The sequence below is a fragment of the Anaerocolumna aminovalerica genome (assembly GCF_900115365.1).
In the GTDB taxonomy this organism is placed as follows: domain Bacteria; phylum Bacillota; class Clostridia; order Lachnospirales; family Lachnospiraceae; genus Anaerocolumna; species Anaerocolumna aminovalerica.
The window spans coordinates 39,070-57,472 of record NZ_FOWD01000029.1; the positions used below are offsets into that span (position 1 = coordinate 39,070).

19 protein-coding genes are annotated in these 18,403 nt (G+C 42.7%); all 19 read right to left on the reverse strand.

Annotated features, from left to right (window positions below):
• On the reverse strand, positions 1-2,439 hold the full coding sequence (locus tag BM183_RS14750) for a VirB4-like conjugal transfer ATPase, CD1110 family (RefSeq protein ID WP_091687642.1): 2,439 nt from the start codon (positions 2,437-2,439) through the stop codon (positions 1-3).
• Entirely contained in the window at positions 2,423-2,848 is a 426-nt protein-coding gene (locus BM183_RS14755; protein WP_091687643.1) for a PrgI family protein, read from the reverse strand. Before BM183_RS14755 ends, BM183_RS14750 begins: the two co-directional genes overlap by 17 nt.
• A gap of 18 nt (positions 2,849-2,866) precedes the next feature.
• Positions 2,867-3,733, reverse strand: coding sequence for a VirB6/TrbL-like conjugal transfer protein, CD1112 family (locus BM183_RS14760; RefSeq protein ID WP_091687644.1), 867 nt, complete (start codon positions 3,731-3,733; stop codon positions 2,867-2,869).
• 72 nt (positions 3,734-3,805) lie between these two features.
• The gene (locus BM183_RS14765; protein ID WP_091687645.1) at positions 3,806-4,018 is read right to left on the reverse strand and encodes a Maff2 family mobile element protein; all 213 of its coding nucleotides are present in this window, start codon (positions 4,016-4,018) and stop codon (positions 3,806-3,808) included.
• 171 nt (positions 4,019-4,189) lie between these two features.
• Positions 4,190-5,953, reverse strand: coding sequence for a VirD4-like conjugal transfer protein, CD1115 family (locus tag BM183_RS14770; protein WP_091687646.1), 1,764 nt, complete (start codon positions 5,951-5,953; stop codon positions 4,190-4,192).
• Positions 5,950-6,450, reverse strand: a complete 501-nt coding sequence (locus tag BM183_RS14775; RefSeq protein ID WP_091687647.1) for a PcfB family protein — start codon at positions 6,448-6,450, stop codon at positions 5,950-5,952. The genes BM183_RS14770 and BM183_RS14775 overlap by 4 nt, the downstream gene beginning before the upstream one ends.
• A gap of 40 nt (positions 6,451-6,490) precedes the next feature.
• Positions 6,491-6,826: a DUF7768 domain-containing protein gene (locus tag BM183_RS14780; RefSeq protein ID WP_091687648.1), complete on the reverse strand. Its 336-nt coding sequence runs from the start codon at positions 6,824-6,826 to the stop codon at positions 6,491-6,493.
• A gap of 10 nt (positions 6,827-6,836) precedes the next feature.
• Complete coding sequence (locus tag BM183_RS14785; protein WP_091687649.1) at positions 6,837-7,247, reverse strand: hypothetical protein; 411 nt, start codon at positions 7,245-7,247, stop codon at positions 6,837-6,839.
• Between the two features lie 16 nt (positions 7,248-7,263).
• Complete coding sequence (locus tag BM183_RS14790) at positions 7,264-8,133, reverse strand: DUF6017 domain-containing protein (RefSeq protein WP_091687650.1); 870 nt, start codon at positions 8,131-8,133, stop codon at positions 7,264-7,266.
• Positions 8,134-8,437: 304 nt separating this feature from the next.
• On the reverse strand, positions 8,438-9,517 hold the full coding sequence (locus BM183_RS14800) for a DUF5688 family protein (RefSeq protein ID WP_091687652.1): 1,080 nt from the start codon (positions 9,515-9,517) through the stop codon (positions 8,438-8,440).
• A 283-nt stretch (positions 9,518-9,800) separates the two neighbouring features.
• Positions 9,801-10,973, reverse strand: a complete 1,173-nt coding sequence (locus BM183_RS14805; protein WP_091687653.1) for an O-methyltransferase — start codon at positions 10,971-10,973, stop codon at positions 9,801-9,803.
• Between the two features lie 50 nt (positions 10,974-11,023).
• Positions 11,024-11,233 (reverse strand): hypothetical protein, encoded by a 210-nt coding sequence (locus tag BM183_RS14810; RefSeq protein WP_139221538.1) that lies wholly within the window; start codon positions 11,231-11,233, stop codon positions 11,024-11,026.
• 76 nt (positions 11,234-11,309) lie between these two features.
• Positions 11,310-11,585 carry a helix-turn-helix domain-containing protein gene (locus BM183_RS14815; protein WP_044959238.1) on the reverse strand — a complete coding sequence of 92 codons (276 nt, stop codon included), beginning with the start codon at positions 11,583-11,585 and terminating at the stop codon, positions 11,310-11,312.
• Between the two features lie 126 nt (positions 11,586-11,711).
• A complete protein-coding gene (locus tag BM183_RS14820; protein WP_091687655.1) occupies positions 11,712-15,368 on the reverse strand; it encodes a tetratricopeptide repeat protein in 3,657 nt (1,218 codons plus the stop codon).
• Positions 15,369-15,411: 43 nt separating this feature from the next.
• Positions 15,412-15,651, reverse strand: a complete 240-nt coding sequence (locus BM183_RS14825; RefSeq protein WP_330392432.1) for a helix-turn-helix domain-containing protein — start codon at positions 15,649-15,651, stop codon at positions 15,412-15,414.
• 143 nt (positions 15,652-15,794) lie between these two features.
• Positions 15,795-16,721 (reverse strand): ParB/RepB/Spo0J family partition protein, encoded by a 927-nt coding sequence (locus BM183_RS14830; protein ID WP_091687657.1) that lies wholly within the window; start codon positions 16,719-16,721, stop codon positions 15,795-15,797.
• Positions 16,714-17,502: a ParA family protein gene (locus tag BM183_RS14835; RefSeq protein ID WP_091687658.1), complete on the reverse strand. Its 789-nt coding sequence runs from the start codon at positions 17,500-17,502 to the stop codon at positions 16,714-16,716. Before BM183_RS14835 ends, BM183_RS14830 begins: the two co-directional genes overlap by 8 nt.
• Before the next feature lie 14 nt (positions 17,503-17,516).
• Entirely contained in the window at positions 17,517-17,771 is a 255-nt protein-coding gene (locus tag BM183_RS14840) for a DUF6462 family protein (protein WP_044959236.1), read from the reverse strand.
• Between the two features lies 1 nt (position 17,772).
• The gene (locus BM183_RS14845) at positions 17,773-18,057 is read right to left on the reverse strand and encodes a DUF6462 family protein (RefSeq protein ID WP_242961011.1); all 285 of its coding nucleotides are present in this window, start codon (positions 18,055-18,057) and stop codon (positions 17,773-17,775) included.
• Between the last annotated feature and the right edge of the window lie 346 nt (positions 18,058-18,403).

The following is an 18,403-nucleotide window of genomic DNA, read 5'->3' on the forward strand; positions in this document are numbered from 1 at the left end:
TCATGCCTTAGCCTCTTCCTTCGCCTCAGTGATCTCGGAAAGCTTCGTGGTCATGATGCGGTAGAGCTCGATATCCGTAGGGAATCTGTCTACAAAAGGAAGTATTACATTGCCGTAAAAAATAAGCCCTTCACCGGCTCCGCTGTGAGTAACATACGAAAGCTGATGAGGACTGATATTGAGCTGCTTTGCAAGGATCTGTCTGTCGCCGACCGCCTGATTCAGCATGTAGATGAAATCGGAGTTCTCAAAGATATTCTCGACTTCCTTCGATGCCAGAAGGTCTTTAACGTTCTGCGTGATACCGGTAGGAATACCGCCCCACTTTCTGAAGCGCTTCCAGATCTCAACCGTATAGGCTGCTGTCTGATCTTCACGAAGAAGAATCTGCATCTCATCCATGTAGTAACGGGTCGATCTGCCCTGAGCGCGGTTCTGTGTCACTCTGCCCCACACCTGATCCTGTACGACCAGCATTCCGATCTTCTTAAGCTGCTTACCAAGTTCCTTTATGTCATAGCACACAAGTCTGTTGGTGATATCTACGTTGGTCCTGTGATTAAACACATTCAGCGAACCGCTTACATAGATTTCAAGAGCAGTTGCCACATGCCTTGCTTCCGGCTCATCCTGCTTAAGGAGTGCATTGTACAGATCCTCCAAAAGAGGCATCTTCTCAGGTTTCGGATCTTCAAAATATTTCTGATAGATCTGATGGATACAACGGTCAATGACTGTCTTTTCAACCGGCTGTAAGCCTTCTTTTCCGCCTACGATAAGCTCGCAAAGGGACAGGATGAAATCTGCCTTAAGAGCTATCGGGTTATCATCATCCGAATAGTTCATATTGATATCCATCGGGTTGATATACTGCGTACTGGTCGGTGCGATCTTGATGACCTGACCGCCAAACCTTTCAACCAGCGGTGAATACTCTGCCTCGGGATCCGAGATGATCACATCGTCATCCGTTACCAGGAATGCATTTGCAATCTCCCTTTTCGCAGCAAAGGATTTACCGGAACCGGGAGTACCGAGGATCAGGCCGTTCGGGTTCTTAAGGAGCTTCCTGTCCACCATGATCAGGTTATTGGAAAGCGCATTCAGTCCGTAATAGAGACTCTCATCTCCTGACTGGAAAAGTTCCTGAGTTGTAAACGGAACAAAGATCGCCGTGCTGGAAGTCGTCATGCCTCTATGAATCTCAATAAGGTTCTGAGCAAGCGGCAAGGAACTCATGAGTCCCTGTTCCTGCTGAAAATCCAGACGAACCAGGTTGCAGTTATGCTTCTGCGCTATGGACTTTGCCTGGAATACATTGTTCTCAAGCTCCTGCTCCGTTCTTCCGGTATTCATGATGAGAAATGTAAGCAAGAACATTCTCTCATTCTGGCTCTGCAGCTCCTTAAGGAGTGCCTTGGCATCCTTACCGAAAGTCGCCAGATCCGAAGGAATGATATCCATATCGTATCCGGCCCGGACTGCCTTCTTCTGTTCCTCGATCTTGCTACGGTCAAGCTCCGTGATGGTATGCTTTACGGTTTTGATGGCCTCATTCTGATCCACCGACTGTATATGCATGGTCACGATCTGACTGGATTCCATATTGAGGAAATCCGCCAGCATTCTGTCGCTGATATCCGATGCGTCGATGGACAAAAAACTCATTGCCCCATAAAGGCTTCCCATCGTAAATCTCTTTCCCGTAGGAAACGAAAAGCTGCTGGGAGCGATAAAATCCTTTACGGAAAGACCGGTACCGAGAAGATACTTCCAATCGAAATGGAACCTCTCCTTGTCTCCCATATGAAACTGCTGATGCATGAGCGCCAGTCTCTCTTTTCCGTTCAGGACTCTCGCCTGCACACCAAGACGCTTAAAGTTATTTAATATGTCTGTCTCGATGTGGATGATCCTGGGCTTTGCAGCCTTAATGGAATCCGCATGGATACCGAAGGTCAGATACTTGGTCTTTGTCAGACCATTATTTCCTGCCTCCATCTGATGAAAGAGCATGGAACTGTATTCGTCTCTGACTCCGTTGTACTCATCCTTTTTGTGCGGGATGGCGATCCCGGTCCTGAAATCCTCCACATCCGTTGCCATGTTCATAAAGCTCAGTTCAAAGTGCACCGAGCTGTCAAAAAAGTTAAGGAATGCACACCATTCCTCAAAGATCTCTGTCTTATCCTCCTGCAGAGCAAGCTGATAGTTGATATCCTGGAACTGGATCGTCTTCGTGTAATAATCCGACCCTATCCTGCAGATACCGTCCTGAAACATTCTGTCGAAGGGAATCGACTGCTGTGCTGTTCTGGGAATGCCGTCATCATTCTCAGCTCTTTTGATGATCTCACGGATCTCCTTCTGATCAGCTCTGCTTAAATGCGCAGGCATTTTGATCTCTCTTTTTTCCTGCTTCTTAAAAATCGAAAACATCGTCTCCTCCTTTCTTTTTCTCCGGTCTCATTGCCTCGCTGTACATGATGATCTCCATGATCTCCTGATCTGCTTCCTCAAATCGTTTCAGCGCTGCATATTTGTTGTCTGTCTTATAAGGCCTTTCCTTGGGCCTCACAAAAGTCGCCTCGATCAAATGTCGTAAGATGACTTCCAGATGCTGTCCGTTCTTCTCATACATTGCCAGGAAAAAGAATGGCATCATGATGACCATCATTCCTATAGCTGCCGTACTTGTAGAAGCTATCTGCTTTATCAAAAAGAATGACGGCACCCCGATGAGTGCCGCCACTGAGAAGCAGATCAGCTGTCTTTTTGTCAGATTGAACATCACCTTACTCTTCACCTTCGTAAGATCACGAGGCACCGAAATGTATGATGCTGCCATATTGTTAGTTCCTTTCTTTTAGTGCGCGTGGAGTATGCTCTTTGCGACCGCTCCGGTCTTAAACAGTGTGAATGCCAGAAGTATCGTATAGCCCATGACTCCCCAAAGGGATCCGATGATATCGGATGAAAATGCCACGCTCTGGATAAGCACTGCATAGATTCCTACACACACCATGATCAAAAATCCCTGGAAGCCCAGTGCAAACAGTGACCTCAAATAATTCTGTCCGATCATGCTCTGCTCTCTGTTGCCAAAGGTTGCAAAAGGGATCGGTGCAAGAGATACCATCAGGTAGATCTCGATCATACGTGCATATACGATGACAAAGATCAGTGCCGACAATAAATACATCAAAAACTGAACCACAAAGGATTGTAAGAGTATTGATAAAAGCGACCCGATGTCCATGGCTTCAAGGTTGCTCTGCATCGTTGCAAGTGTGCTGCCGTCTATCGCTGTAGTTCCGCCGATCAGTCCTCCTGCCTGGGAAACCACATGCTGTGCCACATCAAATACAGCCATGGTGATGTTCATCGTATTGGTTATCAAGGTTACTGCTACAAAGGTTTTGAAGATCCACTTCCAGAAGATCCAAGTTTCAAAGTTTGCCAGATTGTTATGGCCGATGACCAGCTGGATCAGCTCGTAACAGGCGATAAAAGTTAGTATCAAGCCGGCGATCGGCATGATCACGTTCTCTGAGAGATTTCGGATCATGTTATAGACCGCCGGTGAAAAGTTGGCAGGAGTCTGTCCTACCTCTGTGGCAATCTGACCTACCTGCGCATTTACCGTGTCAAAGGTATTGGTGAGATTGCTCATAATGCCTGAAACAAGCAGCTCGCGAAACCAGTCCTCGATCGACTGAAGTATGCTGTCCACTTGTTACCTCCTGTTCTGTTCCCGGGAGCCGGGGTTCATTTCCCGGCTCCGCATCTTCCTCTTCCGTTCTTCTCAGAAAAGGCCGGAAAGAAGGGGTACAAGAGTGATACCGATGAGTGCAACACCACCACCGGCCATGAGCTGCTTCATGCCCTGGGACTTAGAGCCGGGGTTATCGTTACCGTAACCTTCCATGAGGTTGATTGCTCCCCAGATACCAAGACCTGCACCAAGAGCTACTACGAGAGTCTGAAGTACGCCTACTGCGCTGTTGAAAAATGCCATAATGTTAATCCTCCATAAAATGTTTTTGTTTTGTTTGTTGGTTTACGTGTTCTTTGCAGAAAGCCCGTCGACTGACCTTCCGCGATACGGCCGTATATGTGCCCACCTCCGTAGATTTGGGCATAAGAAAAGACCCTGTCCTCTCAGCCTTTATCGCTGATCGTAAGAGCCTTATTCTTCGGTGATTTCGATGACTTCGTATTTGTCATCAGGTTTCAATATTAAGTTGTGATTCAGGAACTTTTCGATGTCGAATGTGTTCCTTTTGTCCGCATCTGCTGTGAGCGGATAGTTTGGATGCTGCGTTAAGTCATACTTGCTCGACAGAAAAGGTCTTACGCCTCTGACCTGGACAATACATTTGCCTCCGTCCATGACCGCCAGTTCATCGATGCTCATAAGATCATGACCTAACTTTTGGTAGTTCATGTTGTAGCTCTGACTCGTTCCCCTGGTCTCCCCCGTGTTATACATATCGATCGTCTCTTTACCAAGAGTAGTGTTGAGGTCCTTAAGAGTCGTCTGTTCAGAGCCGCCCAGAAAGATCTGGGAGTCGCAGTTACCGATGATGGTATCTGCATTGTCTTTGTAAATCGCCTTAAGCTGCGATTTTGCCTGCAACACAAGTGCTGCAGATATCTCACGGCTACGGATGGTAGCCATAAGCTTCTCAAGATTCGGGATCTGTCCGATGTTTGCCGCCTCATCGATAAGGCACCGCACATGTACCGGAAGTCTCCCACCGTACACATCATCTGCTTTTTCGCATAACAGATTGAATAATTGGGTGTACACCATACTGATCAGGAAATTGAAGGTCGCATCTGTATCCGACATGATCAAGAACAGTGCTGTCTTCTTATCTCCCAAGGTATCAAGTTGTAATTCATCGTATGCAGTGATCTCACGAAGCTCCTTTATATCAAAGGGAGCAAGCCTTGCACCGCAGCTCACAAGGATCGATTTTGCGGTCTTGCCGGCACTTAATTTGTACTTGGCATATTGTCTTACTGCAAAGTGATCCGGATCCCTTTCCGCCAGCTCATCAAACATGAGATCTACAGGGTTTTTGAACTCTTCATCATCCTCTCTAACTTCCATCGCATTGATCATTTCAAGCAGGGTTGAGAAGTTCTGCTCTTCCTCCTGCGCTTCATAATGGATGTAACCTATCAATGCTGAATATAACAGCTTTTCCGCCTTTTCCCAGAACTCATCTCCGCCTTTACCCTCGCCCTTCGTATTAGCGATCAGCGTGGTTACGAGCTTTAATATATCCTTCTCATCATGTACATATGCGAACGGATTGTAATGCATACTCTTCTTAAAGTTGATGGTATTGAAGATCTTTATCCTGTATCCATGCTTTAAAAGTGCATTTCCGACCTCAGGCAAAACCGTGCCTTTCGGATCGGTCAAAACGTATGAACTGTGCATTTGTAAGAGGTTTGGTTTTATAAAAAACCTGGTCTTACCTGAACCGGATCCGCCGACTACCAGCGTGTTCTTGTTCCTGGCATATTTGGGCTGTGCCGGACGATTGTTCATCGTCAGTCTCTCTGTCTGTGACAGGATCACATTGTTGGCAAACACCGGATCCATATAAGGTTCTATGTCTGCATGTGTCCCCCACCTGGCAGAACCGTATTCCTGGTTGTGCCGGAACTTCTTTGCATTCTTGCTTTTCATATACACTGCCAGTCTCAGGATCCCACTGATAGCAAGTCCTACGAGCAGATCCACCGGATGAAAGCTTGGAAACGGATTGGAAAATGCCGTTCCGAAATATCCCTCCAGGATAACACTCTGCAGCTTTTCTGAGGCATTGGTGCCTCCCGCTATTCGGAATGCTTCACCGATATTGGTAGCCACAAGCCCAACGATCACATAAGGGATGTTCAGGATGACGAGCTTCTTTATGTTTATCTTTTTCATCGCTCCATCTCCTTCCGTTTTTCCTTATCCTTACGAGGCATGGATGCCACTTTTTCCTTAAACTTCTTCAGTTTTTGCAGGATACTCGGGCGTTCCTTCTCAGCTGCCTTTTTACGCTTCGTCTGCTTTGCAGCATATTTCTTCAAAACCTGCGTGATCGCATCTGCATCTCTCGCTTTGAAGAAAACGGTATACTTAGGCGGATCTACGTCCTTATCCTTAACGATCGCAAAATCCACACCATACTTATTGGCGATCTTCTTAAAATCCCTGATGCCGGAATTACCGATCTCCATGCTGGATACGCCCTGCCCCTGACCCACCAGTTCTTTTACGGACTGTTTGCCATGAAGAGTATCCTTAGCCATACGGTTTACATCCTTTTTTCTCTGATGATTTCGATGCCAGGCAGCCAGAGCTCTTAAGATCAGCCGCAGTGTTACCTTGCCGGTTCTGATCGCTAAGCGTACCGTTTGATCTGAAACCTGCTCATTCACGCTCTCACTTCCTTTCAATTAATTGTTCACTATTGCTTCACTATTCGCCGCACTCCAAAATGCCATCAAGCGTAGTCGGAATGACCTTGGAATGCTTGGCAACAGATATGTCAGCCCGGACATCGTCATTGATCTTCTTTCCGCAGACAACGAGAAATCTCGCTCGCTTTAAAAGATCCTCCGACATCTCTCTGCGCTTCTTTTCACCATCCGGATCGTCTTCACCGATGATCCCTGAAAATGCAAGTACCGGACACAAGGGAAGGTATCCTGCCTTTACCAGCTCTCCACAGTATTTTCTTGCCAGGTCCTCCGCATCGACGCGGTTCTTCGGCCAGGCAGCCGTTACATATGCTCTGGGTATCGTTCTGCTCATGTCGCACCTCCTATAAAAGTTCATAGGCAGAAAATTCCTGCCCGTCTGCAACAATAGTGATCAGCCTGCTCTCAAATTCCTTGCTTGCCTCATCAAACTCGTCACCTGACAAAAAGCCTAAGCCCTTGCCGTCATACTTCATGATGAGTGCGGAGCCGATAAAGCATTCACCGGTACCGAATTTAAGGATCTTGTTTCCGTTGATCATAATGAGATAATCGGTCTTACCCATGTACTCTCCATGACCAACCTCGGCAAGTATATCCAGAATACGCTGGGCTTCCGAAGCACCGGCGATCCTCTTTTCACCGTTGGTCCCGATGATCAGGGCTCCTTCCTCTTTCTTCTTAAATCTGTTTTCTGCAAAAACTGCTCCGTCATTTACCGGGTCCAGTTCGATTGTTACATTCAGTGTTTTCAATTGATCTTTCCTCCTGTTAGATTCTGCCTTCGGCCATATCGTTATTGACCCAGGCCTGGTAATAGCTCTGCATAGTAAGCGGAGCGTTATAGATTGTTGCAAGCAGATACTGCTTGATGTTTCTGACTTTTGTAGGGTTATTCTTAAGGCACCCCATGACATATTCAACGTGCATACCATTCAGCTTCATAAACTGAGATCTCACGACATTAACAGGCTTATCATCTCCTGCAATACGGATGGTCTTTCTCTTGGAACAGATCACATCCAGCATCATGTCCAGGATGGCATCCAGGATCTCCCTGTCATACGGATATCGCTCATACAAAACAGCCATATCAAGCTGCTCTATAAGGTACTCACGATAGTCGGATCTCTCATCCTTATCCACATCCCTTCCGGATAGGATAGGATTGATATCACTTTTATCAGTATTATTTATCTCAGTATTATTAGAGTATGAGTCGCATACTTCTGCAGGTATGTCCTGCATACTTCCGTGGGTATGTGTTTCATACTTCTGTAGGTTTGCATCCCATACCCGGCCAAAGTTATGCACATAAAGCTTTGTGGGTTTTCCAAGCCCCTGTTTCTTCTGCTCTACAAGACCGAAATTCACAAGCTCCTTCAGTACCTTGCAGGATTTCTGATGACAGCGGCCAAGAGCCTGTTCAATGCTTTCTATAGTCATATAGACATAGACATGTCCTTCTTCATCGATCCATCTGTTTTTCTTGGAAAGCTGGATACGGTCCAAAAGGATCCCATACAAAAGCTTTGCATCCGAAGACAGTCCCCGGAATCTTTTATCCGTACAAAGAACCTTGGGAGTTCTGTAGAATACATAGTTTTCCGACTCCTCCGGATAAAAGTAGTCGAACTGCATGGCATCACACTCCCTCAGTAGCTGCTTTTCTGGCTGCCCTGTGCTCGCTCATGATCTTGGCATAGCAGGGAAAGCAAAATGCTCTGTCCTTCCCATAAGGGCACTCATGCTTACAGTTGCTGGGATGTGCGTTCGGTATCGGTTTACCGAGAACCGAAGAGTAGCTGGGACCATATCCGGCAATGACCGGCGTATAACATTTATCTGACATATCTGTTCCTTTCCGGCATAAAGAAAGCGCCAAGCCGGGGAACTTCCCACAGCCTGACGCCTTAAGCCTCAAACGTTTGATTTTGGTTTCTGCTTAGAGTGCTTCGCCACCCTTGGCCTTTGCACCCTTATCGATGGTTTCCTTCTTAGGAGCCTTGGCGACTTCCTCTTTCTTGGCCTTCAGTTCGCCAAGAACGGATTTCTCACCCTTCTCTTCAGCGTGTTCCTCCTCCTTTTCAGCCTGGCGGGCTACGAACTTTTCTCCAAGCTCGAAGATCTTTGCCTGACTATCATAGTGATAAACGCTGTCGGTAAGCTTATCCGCAGGAGCAACCTGAGTCGCATTGACTTCCTTCACCATCGCTTCAAGATCCTTAAGCCCCATCTCTCCGTTATCAGGAACGATGAGGACCTCGTGGATGCTCGAAGGTAAGATATAGAAGTCTCCGCCTGCCCTTTCAGCTGCCTGATCCATGAAATCCTGGTAAGCAAGAACCCCGGCACCGTGTACCTTGTCGGGTACTGTTGCAACGAAGATCTTCTCATCTTCAGGTGCTACCGGGAAGATTCCCATCATCTCAGCCTGTTCAACGCCCATCATCTCGGCCATGACTTCACTCATGCCCTTGATCTCGACGGGCTTGATCTGCGGCGCATTCTCCATTGCATCAGCATGAAGCTGTTCGGGAGTAACGCCCATGTTTTCAAGCAATTGGTTGGTAACCAGGATGGATGCTCTGCCTTCATCATCGGAATTTAAGACGAAGCGGTAAACAACCGCCATATCTTCCATATTCTGATGAGGTACAGTTTCAAGCATCTCCTTATTGGCTTCCGCAGAAACAACTTCCATCGCAAGCTTTTCCTTCATCTGAGAGTAATCAGATAAGGAATCGATATCGAAGTCAGGTCGCTGGGTGATACCGCTGTTCACGACCTCAACGGCCTTATCTACGACTTCATCGTAGGATCTGCCGTTTTCCATCGCGTTGTAGAACTTGTCGATTCCGATGTTCACTCCGATGTTGCTGCCCTCCGGCGTGACCGTCACAGCCTCGTAACTCTCGTTGAGCTTGTTTACGGTGTTGACTGAAACCTTTACATCAGCGCCCTGCTCATCAAGCCTGTCCTTTAAGTCCTCTACGAACTTATCTTTGAATGATTCATAATCCATAGTATGTTTTGTCCTTTCGCTTTTTGTGTCGGCTCCGGATCGTCATCCTCGGCCTTGAGTTGATGGCATGAAAAAAGCGCCAGGCTCACAACTTCTTTCGAAGTCATGATCTGACGCTCATCATTGCCGGTATTCTTTTGCAAAAGAAAATGGACTCGGCGGCTCGGGTGTATTTTGTTTTCCCGTTCGCTTTGTCCATTGTAAATATAACACACCTATTTTGAAAAAAGAATACTCAAAACCTACCACTTTCCTACCAAAAACCTACCGAAAACCTGCTTTTTTAAATTTTGTATTTAATTTCTGTCCGATCTAATAAGCTTGTAATGTTTCTTGGGGTGAGATAATAATCTATATGCTCAGGTTTTTCTATTTCAACATTTTCAACCAACCTGGCTACATAGTCAGCAAGCTTTTTCTCATTTTCTGGAATCGGAAACTCATTATCATTCATATTGCCCAAAGGCACGTTCATATTATTGCTAAATGCTTTCAGCATCTCAATATAAATATGTGAAGAAAGTAGTATTCCAAATGCATCTTCTATCCAATACTCCATCCTCATCTTTCTGAACCTTTTACATACTTCCTTTGTTTCAATGTATGGTTCAAAATCCATAACGCCTATCCATATATCAGCAAAACAATAGTCATACAAACCATCCTCAAGATTCATCATGTATTCGATGGCATCATCTTTTATTACTGTTATCTTATCCTTAGTTTTAAACTGCGGAAGAATAAAAGAAGTGAAAAAATCTATCACGCTTTGCTCTCGCTCCACAATGGTAATAGATTCTACATCAGCTTTTAACGATGCCATATAGGCAAAATATCCCATTCCGCAACCAAGTGTCAAAACTTTACCTTTGGCATTCCTTATAGGTTGTTTCATTGTATTTATTTCATTCGGAGACACTGACATCCATGTTGATTTTATGCTGTTTTGAAATATAACAGGATACTCTACCTTTTCTGTAAAACAAGAGATCCTGGGGATATCCACGTCATATTCTATTATTTTCCTTGGTATGTCATAGATATCTAATTCATAGGGCATAAACGAATGGTACCGAAATTCAAAGTCTCCGCTTCGCCTATCCTTAAAATCAATATCTTTTACATACGGATTATCTTGAATTTCAGAGACATCAAAAACTCTACCTTCGTTTAAAAGACTGTTCATAAAAAAATCAAACATCCTTGCATCATTTCCTATGTAAGGTGCTATCATACCCTCCACCATAAGCATCATCATAATCTTATCAACTGAAGTATTTTTCATCTGGCTCTGCAGTTTAATTGCCTCGGCCCTTAACTTATCTATATCGGAAGGTATCATAGAATTTTCGTTAATCATATTCGTAAGAACTGTATTAACTGTAGATGATGCCATATGAAGATCCATTAACATGGCCATCTTCTCCATATTCCTTCTTGTATTTTGGATTCTCATTGCAAATCACCTCATGAATCATCAGATTTTTCACTACTAAATTATTATCATTATAGCATGCTAATTTTATCAAGCATGGCATCACAAAAATCCTGTACAACAACTACCGCCATCAGTATAGCCATGATACCTGCAAATATCAGCGAATAAAGAAACAGATCCCCCCACCTATGGATAACGATGCTATAGATAATAGCTGCCCCAACTATCAAGGTAAGCAACCCCACTGCCCATTCTGTCAGCTTCACTGAAGTTTCCAATGCCCACCTCGTAAAGAACAAAACAAAAGCAACCGGCAACAGCAAAAGCTTCAGGATTTTTATTAAAACAAACATATTAACCAATCCTCCCTTCACGCAGCTCATTCATCACCTTATAAGCGATCAAGCGTAAAACATACTCCGGCATCGCTCTCCGGCCAAGTTCCCATTCCTGCATGGTCCGATAAGGTACGCCCAACCACACAGAAAAATCAGTCCTGCTCATACCGGACTTTTCCCTGATCATTCTGAAACAATAAGCCAGGCGACGACGCTCAGCATCCTTGTCGTTTTTGTCATACTTTTCTACTTCAATCTCGATTCCTTCGAGGTTATATATTTCCTTCTTCATAGGCGCCTCCTCAATGTAGTCAATGCGTGCACTTCTATCTTTATTATATGTGGTCAATGACTACATGTCAAGGTAAATATAAGGGCCAGCGAATTGCTGACCCCATCTGCTTATGCCACCATTTTTCTAATCCTTTTCCCCATCATCTTCCATTACAGAGAAGTCAACCTTCAATACAGTATCAAATATCTGATCCAGATCCTCCAAATAGCTTTGACTTCTTTTATCAAACACCCTCATATATGTTCTAATAACCGGATTTCCTTCATCATCATGCAACGTCCCTGTGCTTACATGTATTTCTCTCTCAAGCAATTTCATTAATAAAGCGTAAAAATCTCTTTCCGCATCATTTAACTCTTTATCTTTTTTTCTTATTTCTTGATATTTCTGATTGATATGAGTGAGGTGTTCTCTAAGCCAATCTTTATAGTATCCATCCTGCTTTTCAAGCGCTGTTAAAAGGCGTCCCCACTCATCATATACTTCTTTCTTATCTGAGTTCATGATCCTATTGAGGCTAGCTGTATCAAGCACGTTCATCATACGAAAGTCTTGTAAATTTACTAGGTACCTCATATATATCAGGTCATCTTTTTCAATCTCATTTAAGAATTCAATAATTGTTACACTTTTACCTTTTGAAATCATATTTATATCTGAAAGCCATACTTCAAAAGAAACAAGGGAATAACCATATTCTTCGCATATAGAAAGTGCATCCAAATCTGGCGTACCCAAAAAATCTCGAAGATCTACTTCCGGGTTTAGCGCAGTTACAAAATCTTTTTTACTGTCTATAACAGGTATTTTCTCCGCATAATCCAATAAATCGATAGCATACGTCATCAATTCTTGTTTTGTTTCCTCGGAATCCATATACGCTTGAATGTGATCATCAATTACTGTAATAGAACCTCCATCACCACGTTTTTTTTCTGAGATAACCTCGTCCTTTTCATTTCTTATCTCTATTAACATAGACTTCGGAATAAATACCTTATTCTTCTCTAAAAGCTCGGCCGGTACTTTCAGCAAAAACAGTAAAATTAACGACGAGAATGTTAGCATATACCCTTTTGTTTCTTTTATTTCATCGTTTTTCTCATAAGTAATCCATTCTCTTGTTACGATAGATGATTCTTTTAGCAGACTATACACAGCAACAATATAATTAGAGCGGCCATGCATGAATAATCCATGTAATGTTAGTGGTAGCTTAGATAAGTCTTTATAGTCATTAATCAATTCATTTGACTTATTCACTGATGGCATATTAGACTTGAAAAAATCAATAAAAGAATTTCTAGCCTGCTCAAGGGAAACATCTGTTGGAAGAGTAAAAGCTTTTGCAGCTCCAGTTTTAACAAGCTTCTGACAGCATAATGAAGAAAAACATGCATCCATAGTAATAATCTGTTTTATTATGTATGTCTTTCCTTTAAAATCTATATTCGTACCAACTATTTTATTAAGCCATCCATTTTTTATAGCGTTATCGGTAGAAAAAACGTTGATATTCTCTACATTTAACTCTGAATCTACATACTCCTTTCCTAAAATGCCAAGTGAAACTGTATCATCTCCATCAGTTCTTTTAGCTATAATACAGGTTCCTTCATCTGTGACATCTGGTTTTATGTCTCCATACAGATGTTTTATTGAAAACGCCCAATAAACTCCATATATTTTGGATTTATCATCAGAATTGGCGAGTAGCGTCTTCCAATAATATTTTTTTGCAGTTTGAATGTCGTTACGTTGTTCATAAATTGCCCCAAGATAAAGCATTAACTCTGGTGTCTTCAATTTATCGGCCGCATTTATAACCTCCTCCGACACTTCTCGCTGAAGGCCCAAAGAACAATATAAAATATTTCTAATAACAGAGAGATCATCTTTACCTTCAGGCATAAGATTATTTAAGGCAGATAGGCCTTCAATGGATTTTTTTGCATTAATTAGTGCAAATGCATATAATTTGCGAAGATCATAATTCACAACACCTTTTATCTCAAGTGATTTCAGCACATTAAGACACATCTCATATTTCTTACAATCATAAAAAATATGCGCTATCGTACTGTCGGATAGCATGCTCAAATATCTTAGATTCTGGTGTATCCACCTATCCTCTAATATGTCAACATCCTTTTTATCCTTTGAGAGTCGATAAATATCAATATAATACTCTGCATAGTCATCACAGGTTGATTTATATGAGTTTAGTATTGCCTCCGCTTCTTCATCATCACCATCCCTAAAGAATAGATCAACCAAATTCAGAACTACCTCTGGTGACTCCATTGCCTCTGGAATAAAATCAGCAACTATGCTTTTAGCATCTGAAGCCTTGAAGTTAATAAGATATGCATTTAGGATGTCATAATTTCGGTTTTTTCTCCATAACTCCAAAAACTCGTCGCGCTCTATATCTCTACATTTAATACGTGCAATCAAAATACATTCAGACAATTCTTCATGTATACTATTTGGGATGTTCTGAATAACTTCTGACAGCCTTTTTTTCTCTGAAATAGAAAAGGCTTGAATAATTGTTCTCCAATATATTTTTTGTATGCTAACCCCTGTCAAACTATATAAATCCTTTTTTCCCCATAAGGAATCCGTTGTTTTTACAGATAACTCAACTGCTTCAGCATCAGTCGTACATCTTGCTATACCCTCTGTATAATGACGTGCCTCTTTTAATAAGGTGGTCAAATAATTATATCGATTGCCATTAATAGCATCGATTACATTTTCGGCCCCCGGCACCTGCATTCTAAAAGCCTTTATAGTCTGCAAAATTTTCACTGTTTCACTTTCACTTTTCAGTGAAGTAAAAGGTGTCAATGTATAGCAATCAACATTATTTCTTACTTCCTTTTTTTCATCAAAAAGCCACGCGTCACCTGTTTGCATTTTAGAAACAAGTTCGCCTAAATCACCTTCAAGCAAAAAATCATAACTGTCCAAAGGTTCTTCCTGTAAATATGAAAAAATAATTGCCTTTCTAACAGCGTCTTCTCTAATACTTATATTATCAATATCTTTTAACGAATAATTTGTACGATACTTTTTTCCATCAACCAATGCCTTGCTAAGGACAAAGTTCACCCACTCATCAAGACTATTACTCTTTTCTCTAATAGCAGGTATAATACTTCTTAGTAAATCAAAATCTCCTTCCCAAAAACTATTGTTTAATTTCTGATGAATATCATATTCTTGATCTACAGATAAGCTTCCTTTACTGTTTGCAACTAATTCCAAAATATTATCTTGTACATCTTTTATACCTGTAATTGCATTACTGAGTTCTTTGGTATTTCTATCATTGTTTTGTATTATTTGCTTTGAATCACTAGAAAGAGATTTTTCTGTGTATTCTCGATGCTTCGTTATTAGCCCACCCAAAAAATCTCTAATTGCAGTTATATCTCTTCCATCAAGCGGATGCTCAATATCTTTTTTTATTCTATTAATTTCTGCATCTATGTATTCTGCATCTGTAACGTCTGCGTGAGTTGTGCCTGTATGCTTAAAAAGTCTATCTATTGTTCCGTCATTTTGTATCCACCGATAGAAGACAGGATTAGAAATAACAGTACCATAGTTTCTGCGAAAAAAATCGCGACAATATCTTTTTATTTTGTATCTGTGTATTCTCTCAAAAAAAACATTCTTAATACTGCTTTTCCCTGCAGATATCTCATCAGTCATCATAAGGCTTATAAAATTGTACACTGCATTTGCAGCCTTTGCCCATTCAATAACCACTGTCTTCTCACCTCGATCTTATAAAAATATTTTTCATTACGGTTTATTCTTTTGATTCACCGCCTAGATTCTTTCTCCAATTTACATATTTCCCGGACTTCATCCGATTGTCAGTTGGTTTGGGGGCATCTTGAGGAATAGCCCATGATCTTCCAAATTTTGCGACTCCTTTTATCTTTCCCTGAACACACATATGTTGGACTGTCCTTGGCGACACGCCCCATTTTTTTGCAATCTCTTGAACGGTTACATAGCCTTCTAACATAGTTACCTCTCTTTGCAAAAATAAACTTTCATTTTAAGTTTAGTCGTTTAAACGCAATATGTCAATTAATAAAGAGTTGGCTTTGGAGCCAACTCTTCTTTTTTGTGCATCATATTTCAATTACTCTTTAGTACTTTCATTATAATACTCCAACATTTTCATTACTCACCAGTACTATTTTTCTTCTTCCACTCTTCCAAAAGTGAAAACATCACCTTTTCCATCTGAGATCTGGTATAGAATGTCGGGAAGTATTCCTGCAATTTCTTCTTCGTGATCGTGAGCTGCTGAAACCTGTTGCTCTCATCCTTGGGGGCATTCTCATTCAGGATCCGCATGAGTTCCATCTTAGTGACGGTATCATTTTCTTTCAGATAATCTCGTAATGCAAAGATCTGAAACGTCTTACAGATTTCATTCTCACACATGTACTCGTAAAGCATCTGCTGAACTTCGTGATCCAAGAAAGAAACTTCTACTGCTGTAGCAAGCGCCAAGGCTTTCTTATCTACTAAATCCAAAATAGATGGAATAAGTTCTACCAGACGAAGATACCGGTGCAACTGTCCACGACTCTCCCCGACCTGTTCAGCCAATTCATCGTCTGCTCGTCCTTCCGGGAAATTCGTCCCGAATTGGGACGCATTTTTTGACGGCCTTCCTGCCCTCCGGCGCATTGCATCATATCGCATCTTATAAGCAAATGCCTTTTCACTCGGCAGTATCTCTTCTCTCTGCAAATTCGAATCGACCATTGCCAGGACAGCTTCATCATCATCGTACTTCTTTATGATCGCAGGGATCCTTTCCAATCCGACTTCCTTGACCGCAAATAACCGCCGGTGACCGGAGATCATTTCATAATCTCCGTCATCAAGCGGTCTGACAGTAACCGGAACCAGCACACCATTTAGCATGATGCTTTCCACAAGCTCATGCATCTTCTCATCATCCAGGACCTTGAAAGGATGATCCTTGAACGGCCGGATCTTAGCAACCTCGATCTCATCACAACCGGCTATTGAAGGCACACAGAGCAATTCATCAATGGATGTCATCTTGATCTTTTGTCCAACTCTCTTAGCCACGATCCAACACCTCCTCCGTTAATGTCCGGTACGCATTAGCCGCCTTTCCTTTCGGATCATACTGATAAATGCTGGAGCCTTCTGCACTGATCTCTGCCGCACGAACCGAAAAAGGGATGCAGGTATGAAACACGCCGATCTGATTCGAGTAAGTATCTATGACAAGCTGTGAGATATCCCTGGCATAATTTGTCCTGGCATCCACCATCGTAAGCAATATTCCTTCAATCCGAAGACTCTTATTAAGTCTCCTCTGAACACGACCGATGGTTTTTATGAGCTGCTCTAAACCCTTCACCGGAAGATACGCCGCCTGCACCGGGATCAGAACACTGTCCGCGCAAGCCAGGGCATTGATCGTAAGCATTCCGAGCGAGGGCATACAATCGATGATGATATACTTGTAGTCATATTCTGCTTTGAGATATTCAACAATACTCCAGAGCATGACTTCCCTGCTCATGGCATTTACCAGATTGATCTCAAGAGCTGACAATTCGATATTGGCCGGAATAAGATCCACTCCTTCATCGTGCTGAATGATAGTCTGTGTGAGAGACAGTTTCTTCTCTTCCATTACTTCTGATAACAAAGTAGACAGCGTATATTCAAGACTGTCAGGCTCCCTGTATCCCAAACTGATCGTCATCGAGCCCTGAGGATCTCCGTCGATCAATAAAACCTTGTTGCCCTCTGCAGCCAGCCCGATCCCAAGATTTACAGCTGTAGTAGTCTTGCCGACCCCGCCTTTTTGATTTGCAACTGCGATAACCTTACACATGATCTTTGCCCTCCTTAGTTACTTTCCGGATCGCCGTACATCACTTCAATGTACTCATCCAGCTTTTCAGTATTCACAAGACAAATACGCTTGATGCGGTATACTGCCTTAGCTTCATTTGCAAGATCCATAAATGAGTGGATCCCCATAGAATAAAGGATCGCGCCTTCATCGTATCTAACCCATTTCTTCTTGCCATTTTTGAACTGAGCCTTGTAATTATCCAGTCTTTCCTGTTTACCGGGATCCTTTGATCTTCCTCTTTCCATATCAGTTTCCTCCTTCCGGGCCTTCGCAATTGTTTTCCAGATACTTTTCGATCAACTCCAGATCGATGACCACGTTCTTCTTAATACGGATATTTGCTCCTGCCTCTTTTGCCAGTTTTACGAATGAGTAATAGTTCATGGAATACATCCGTGCGCCCTGTGCATAGGAAACAAAGTTCCGCTTCTTCTCATCTATGAACCGGTCAAGATCCGGCCCTCTTCTTAATGTCCGAAGAAGTTCCTTTTTTCTTTCTTCTTCCCGCTCTTCCTTTGATCTTTTTGCCACGATCATGAGCCTCCTTTCGAATGAAAAATGTTTACAAGTTGCCCCAAGCACGAAAAAAGGCACCTACTCTAGATTTCTCTAAAGTAAGTGCCTGTGAAACCATCCAAAAGCTGTCCTCTGGATAATTTACCTGTTCAATTTACAGCCAAATCCGTGCTCTACATCACGTTCCGTGACGATGCACGAAGCATTTTTCCACTCTTACATGAGGCTTCAAGAGACCTCACTTTTCGGCTCAGAAAACGCGACTTTTTGCGTCTACATGCCGTTGTCCATACTTGTCCGTAGTGTGACGAAGCGTGACAAGGAATGACAAGGAGCGACGAAATTAGATACTCTTTAACGT

Coding starts and splice junctions, on each gene's coding strand:
- BM183_RS14750 (WP_091687642.1), bottom strand. CDS start 2,439: ATGTTTTCGATTTTTAAGAAGCAGGAAAAAAGAGAGATCAAAATGCCT.
- BM183_RS14755 (WP_091687643.1), bottom strand. CDS start 2,848: ATGGCAGCATCATACATTTCGGTGCCTCGTGATCTTACGAAGGTGAAG.
- BM183_RS14765 (WP_091687645.1), bottom strand. CDS start 4,018: ATGGCATTTTTCAACAGCGCAGTAGGCGTACTTCAGACTCTCGTAGTA.
- BM183_RS14770 (WP_091687646.1), bottom strand. CDS start 5,953: ATGAAAAAGATAAACATAAAGAAGCTCGTCATCCTGAACATCCCTTAT.
- BM183_RS14780 (WP_091687648.1), bottom strand. CDS start 6,826: ATGAGCAGAACGATACCCAGAGCATATGTAACGGCTGCCTGGCCGAAG.
- BM183_RS14790 (WP_091687650.1), bottom strand. CDS start 8,133: ATGCAGTTCGACTACTTTTATCCGGAGGAGTCGGAAAACTATGTATTC.
- BM183_RS14800 (WP_091687652.1), bottom strand. CDS start 9,517: ATGGATTATGAATCATTCAAAGATAAGTTCGTAGAGGACTTAAAGGAC.
- BM183_RS14805 (WP_091687653.1), bottom strand. CDS start 10,973: ATGAGAATCCAAAATACAAGAAGGAATATGGAGAAGATGGCCATGTTA.
- BM183_RS14815 (WP_044959238.1), bottom strand. CDS start 11,585: ATGAAGAAGGAAATATATAACCTCGAAGGAATCGAGATTGAAGTAGAA.
- BM183_RS14835 (WP_091687658.1), bottom strand. CDS start 17,502: ATGTGTAAGGTTATCGCAGTTGCAAATCAAAAAGGCGGGGTCGGCAAG.
- BM183_RS14840 (WP_044959236.1), bottom strand. CDS start 17,771: ATGGAAAGAGGAAGATCAAAGGATCCCGGTAAACAGGAAAGACTGGAT.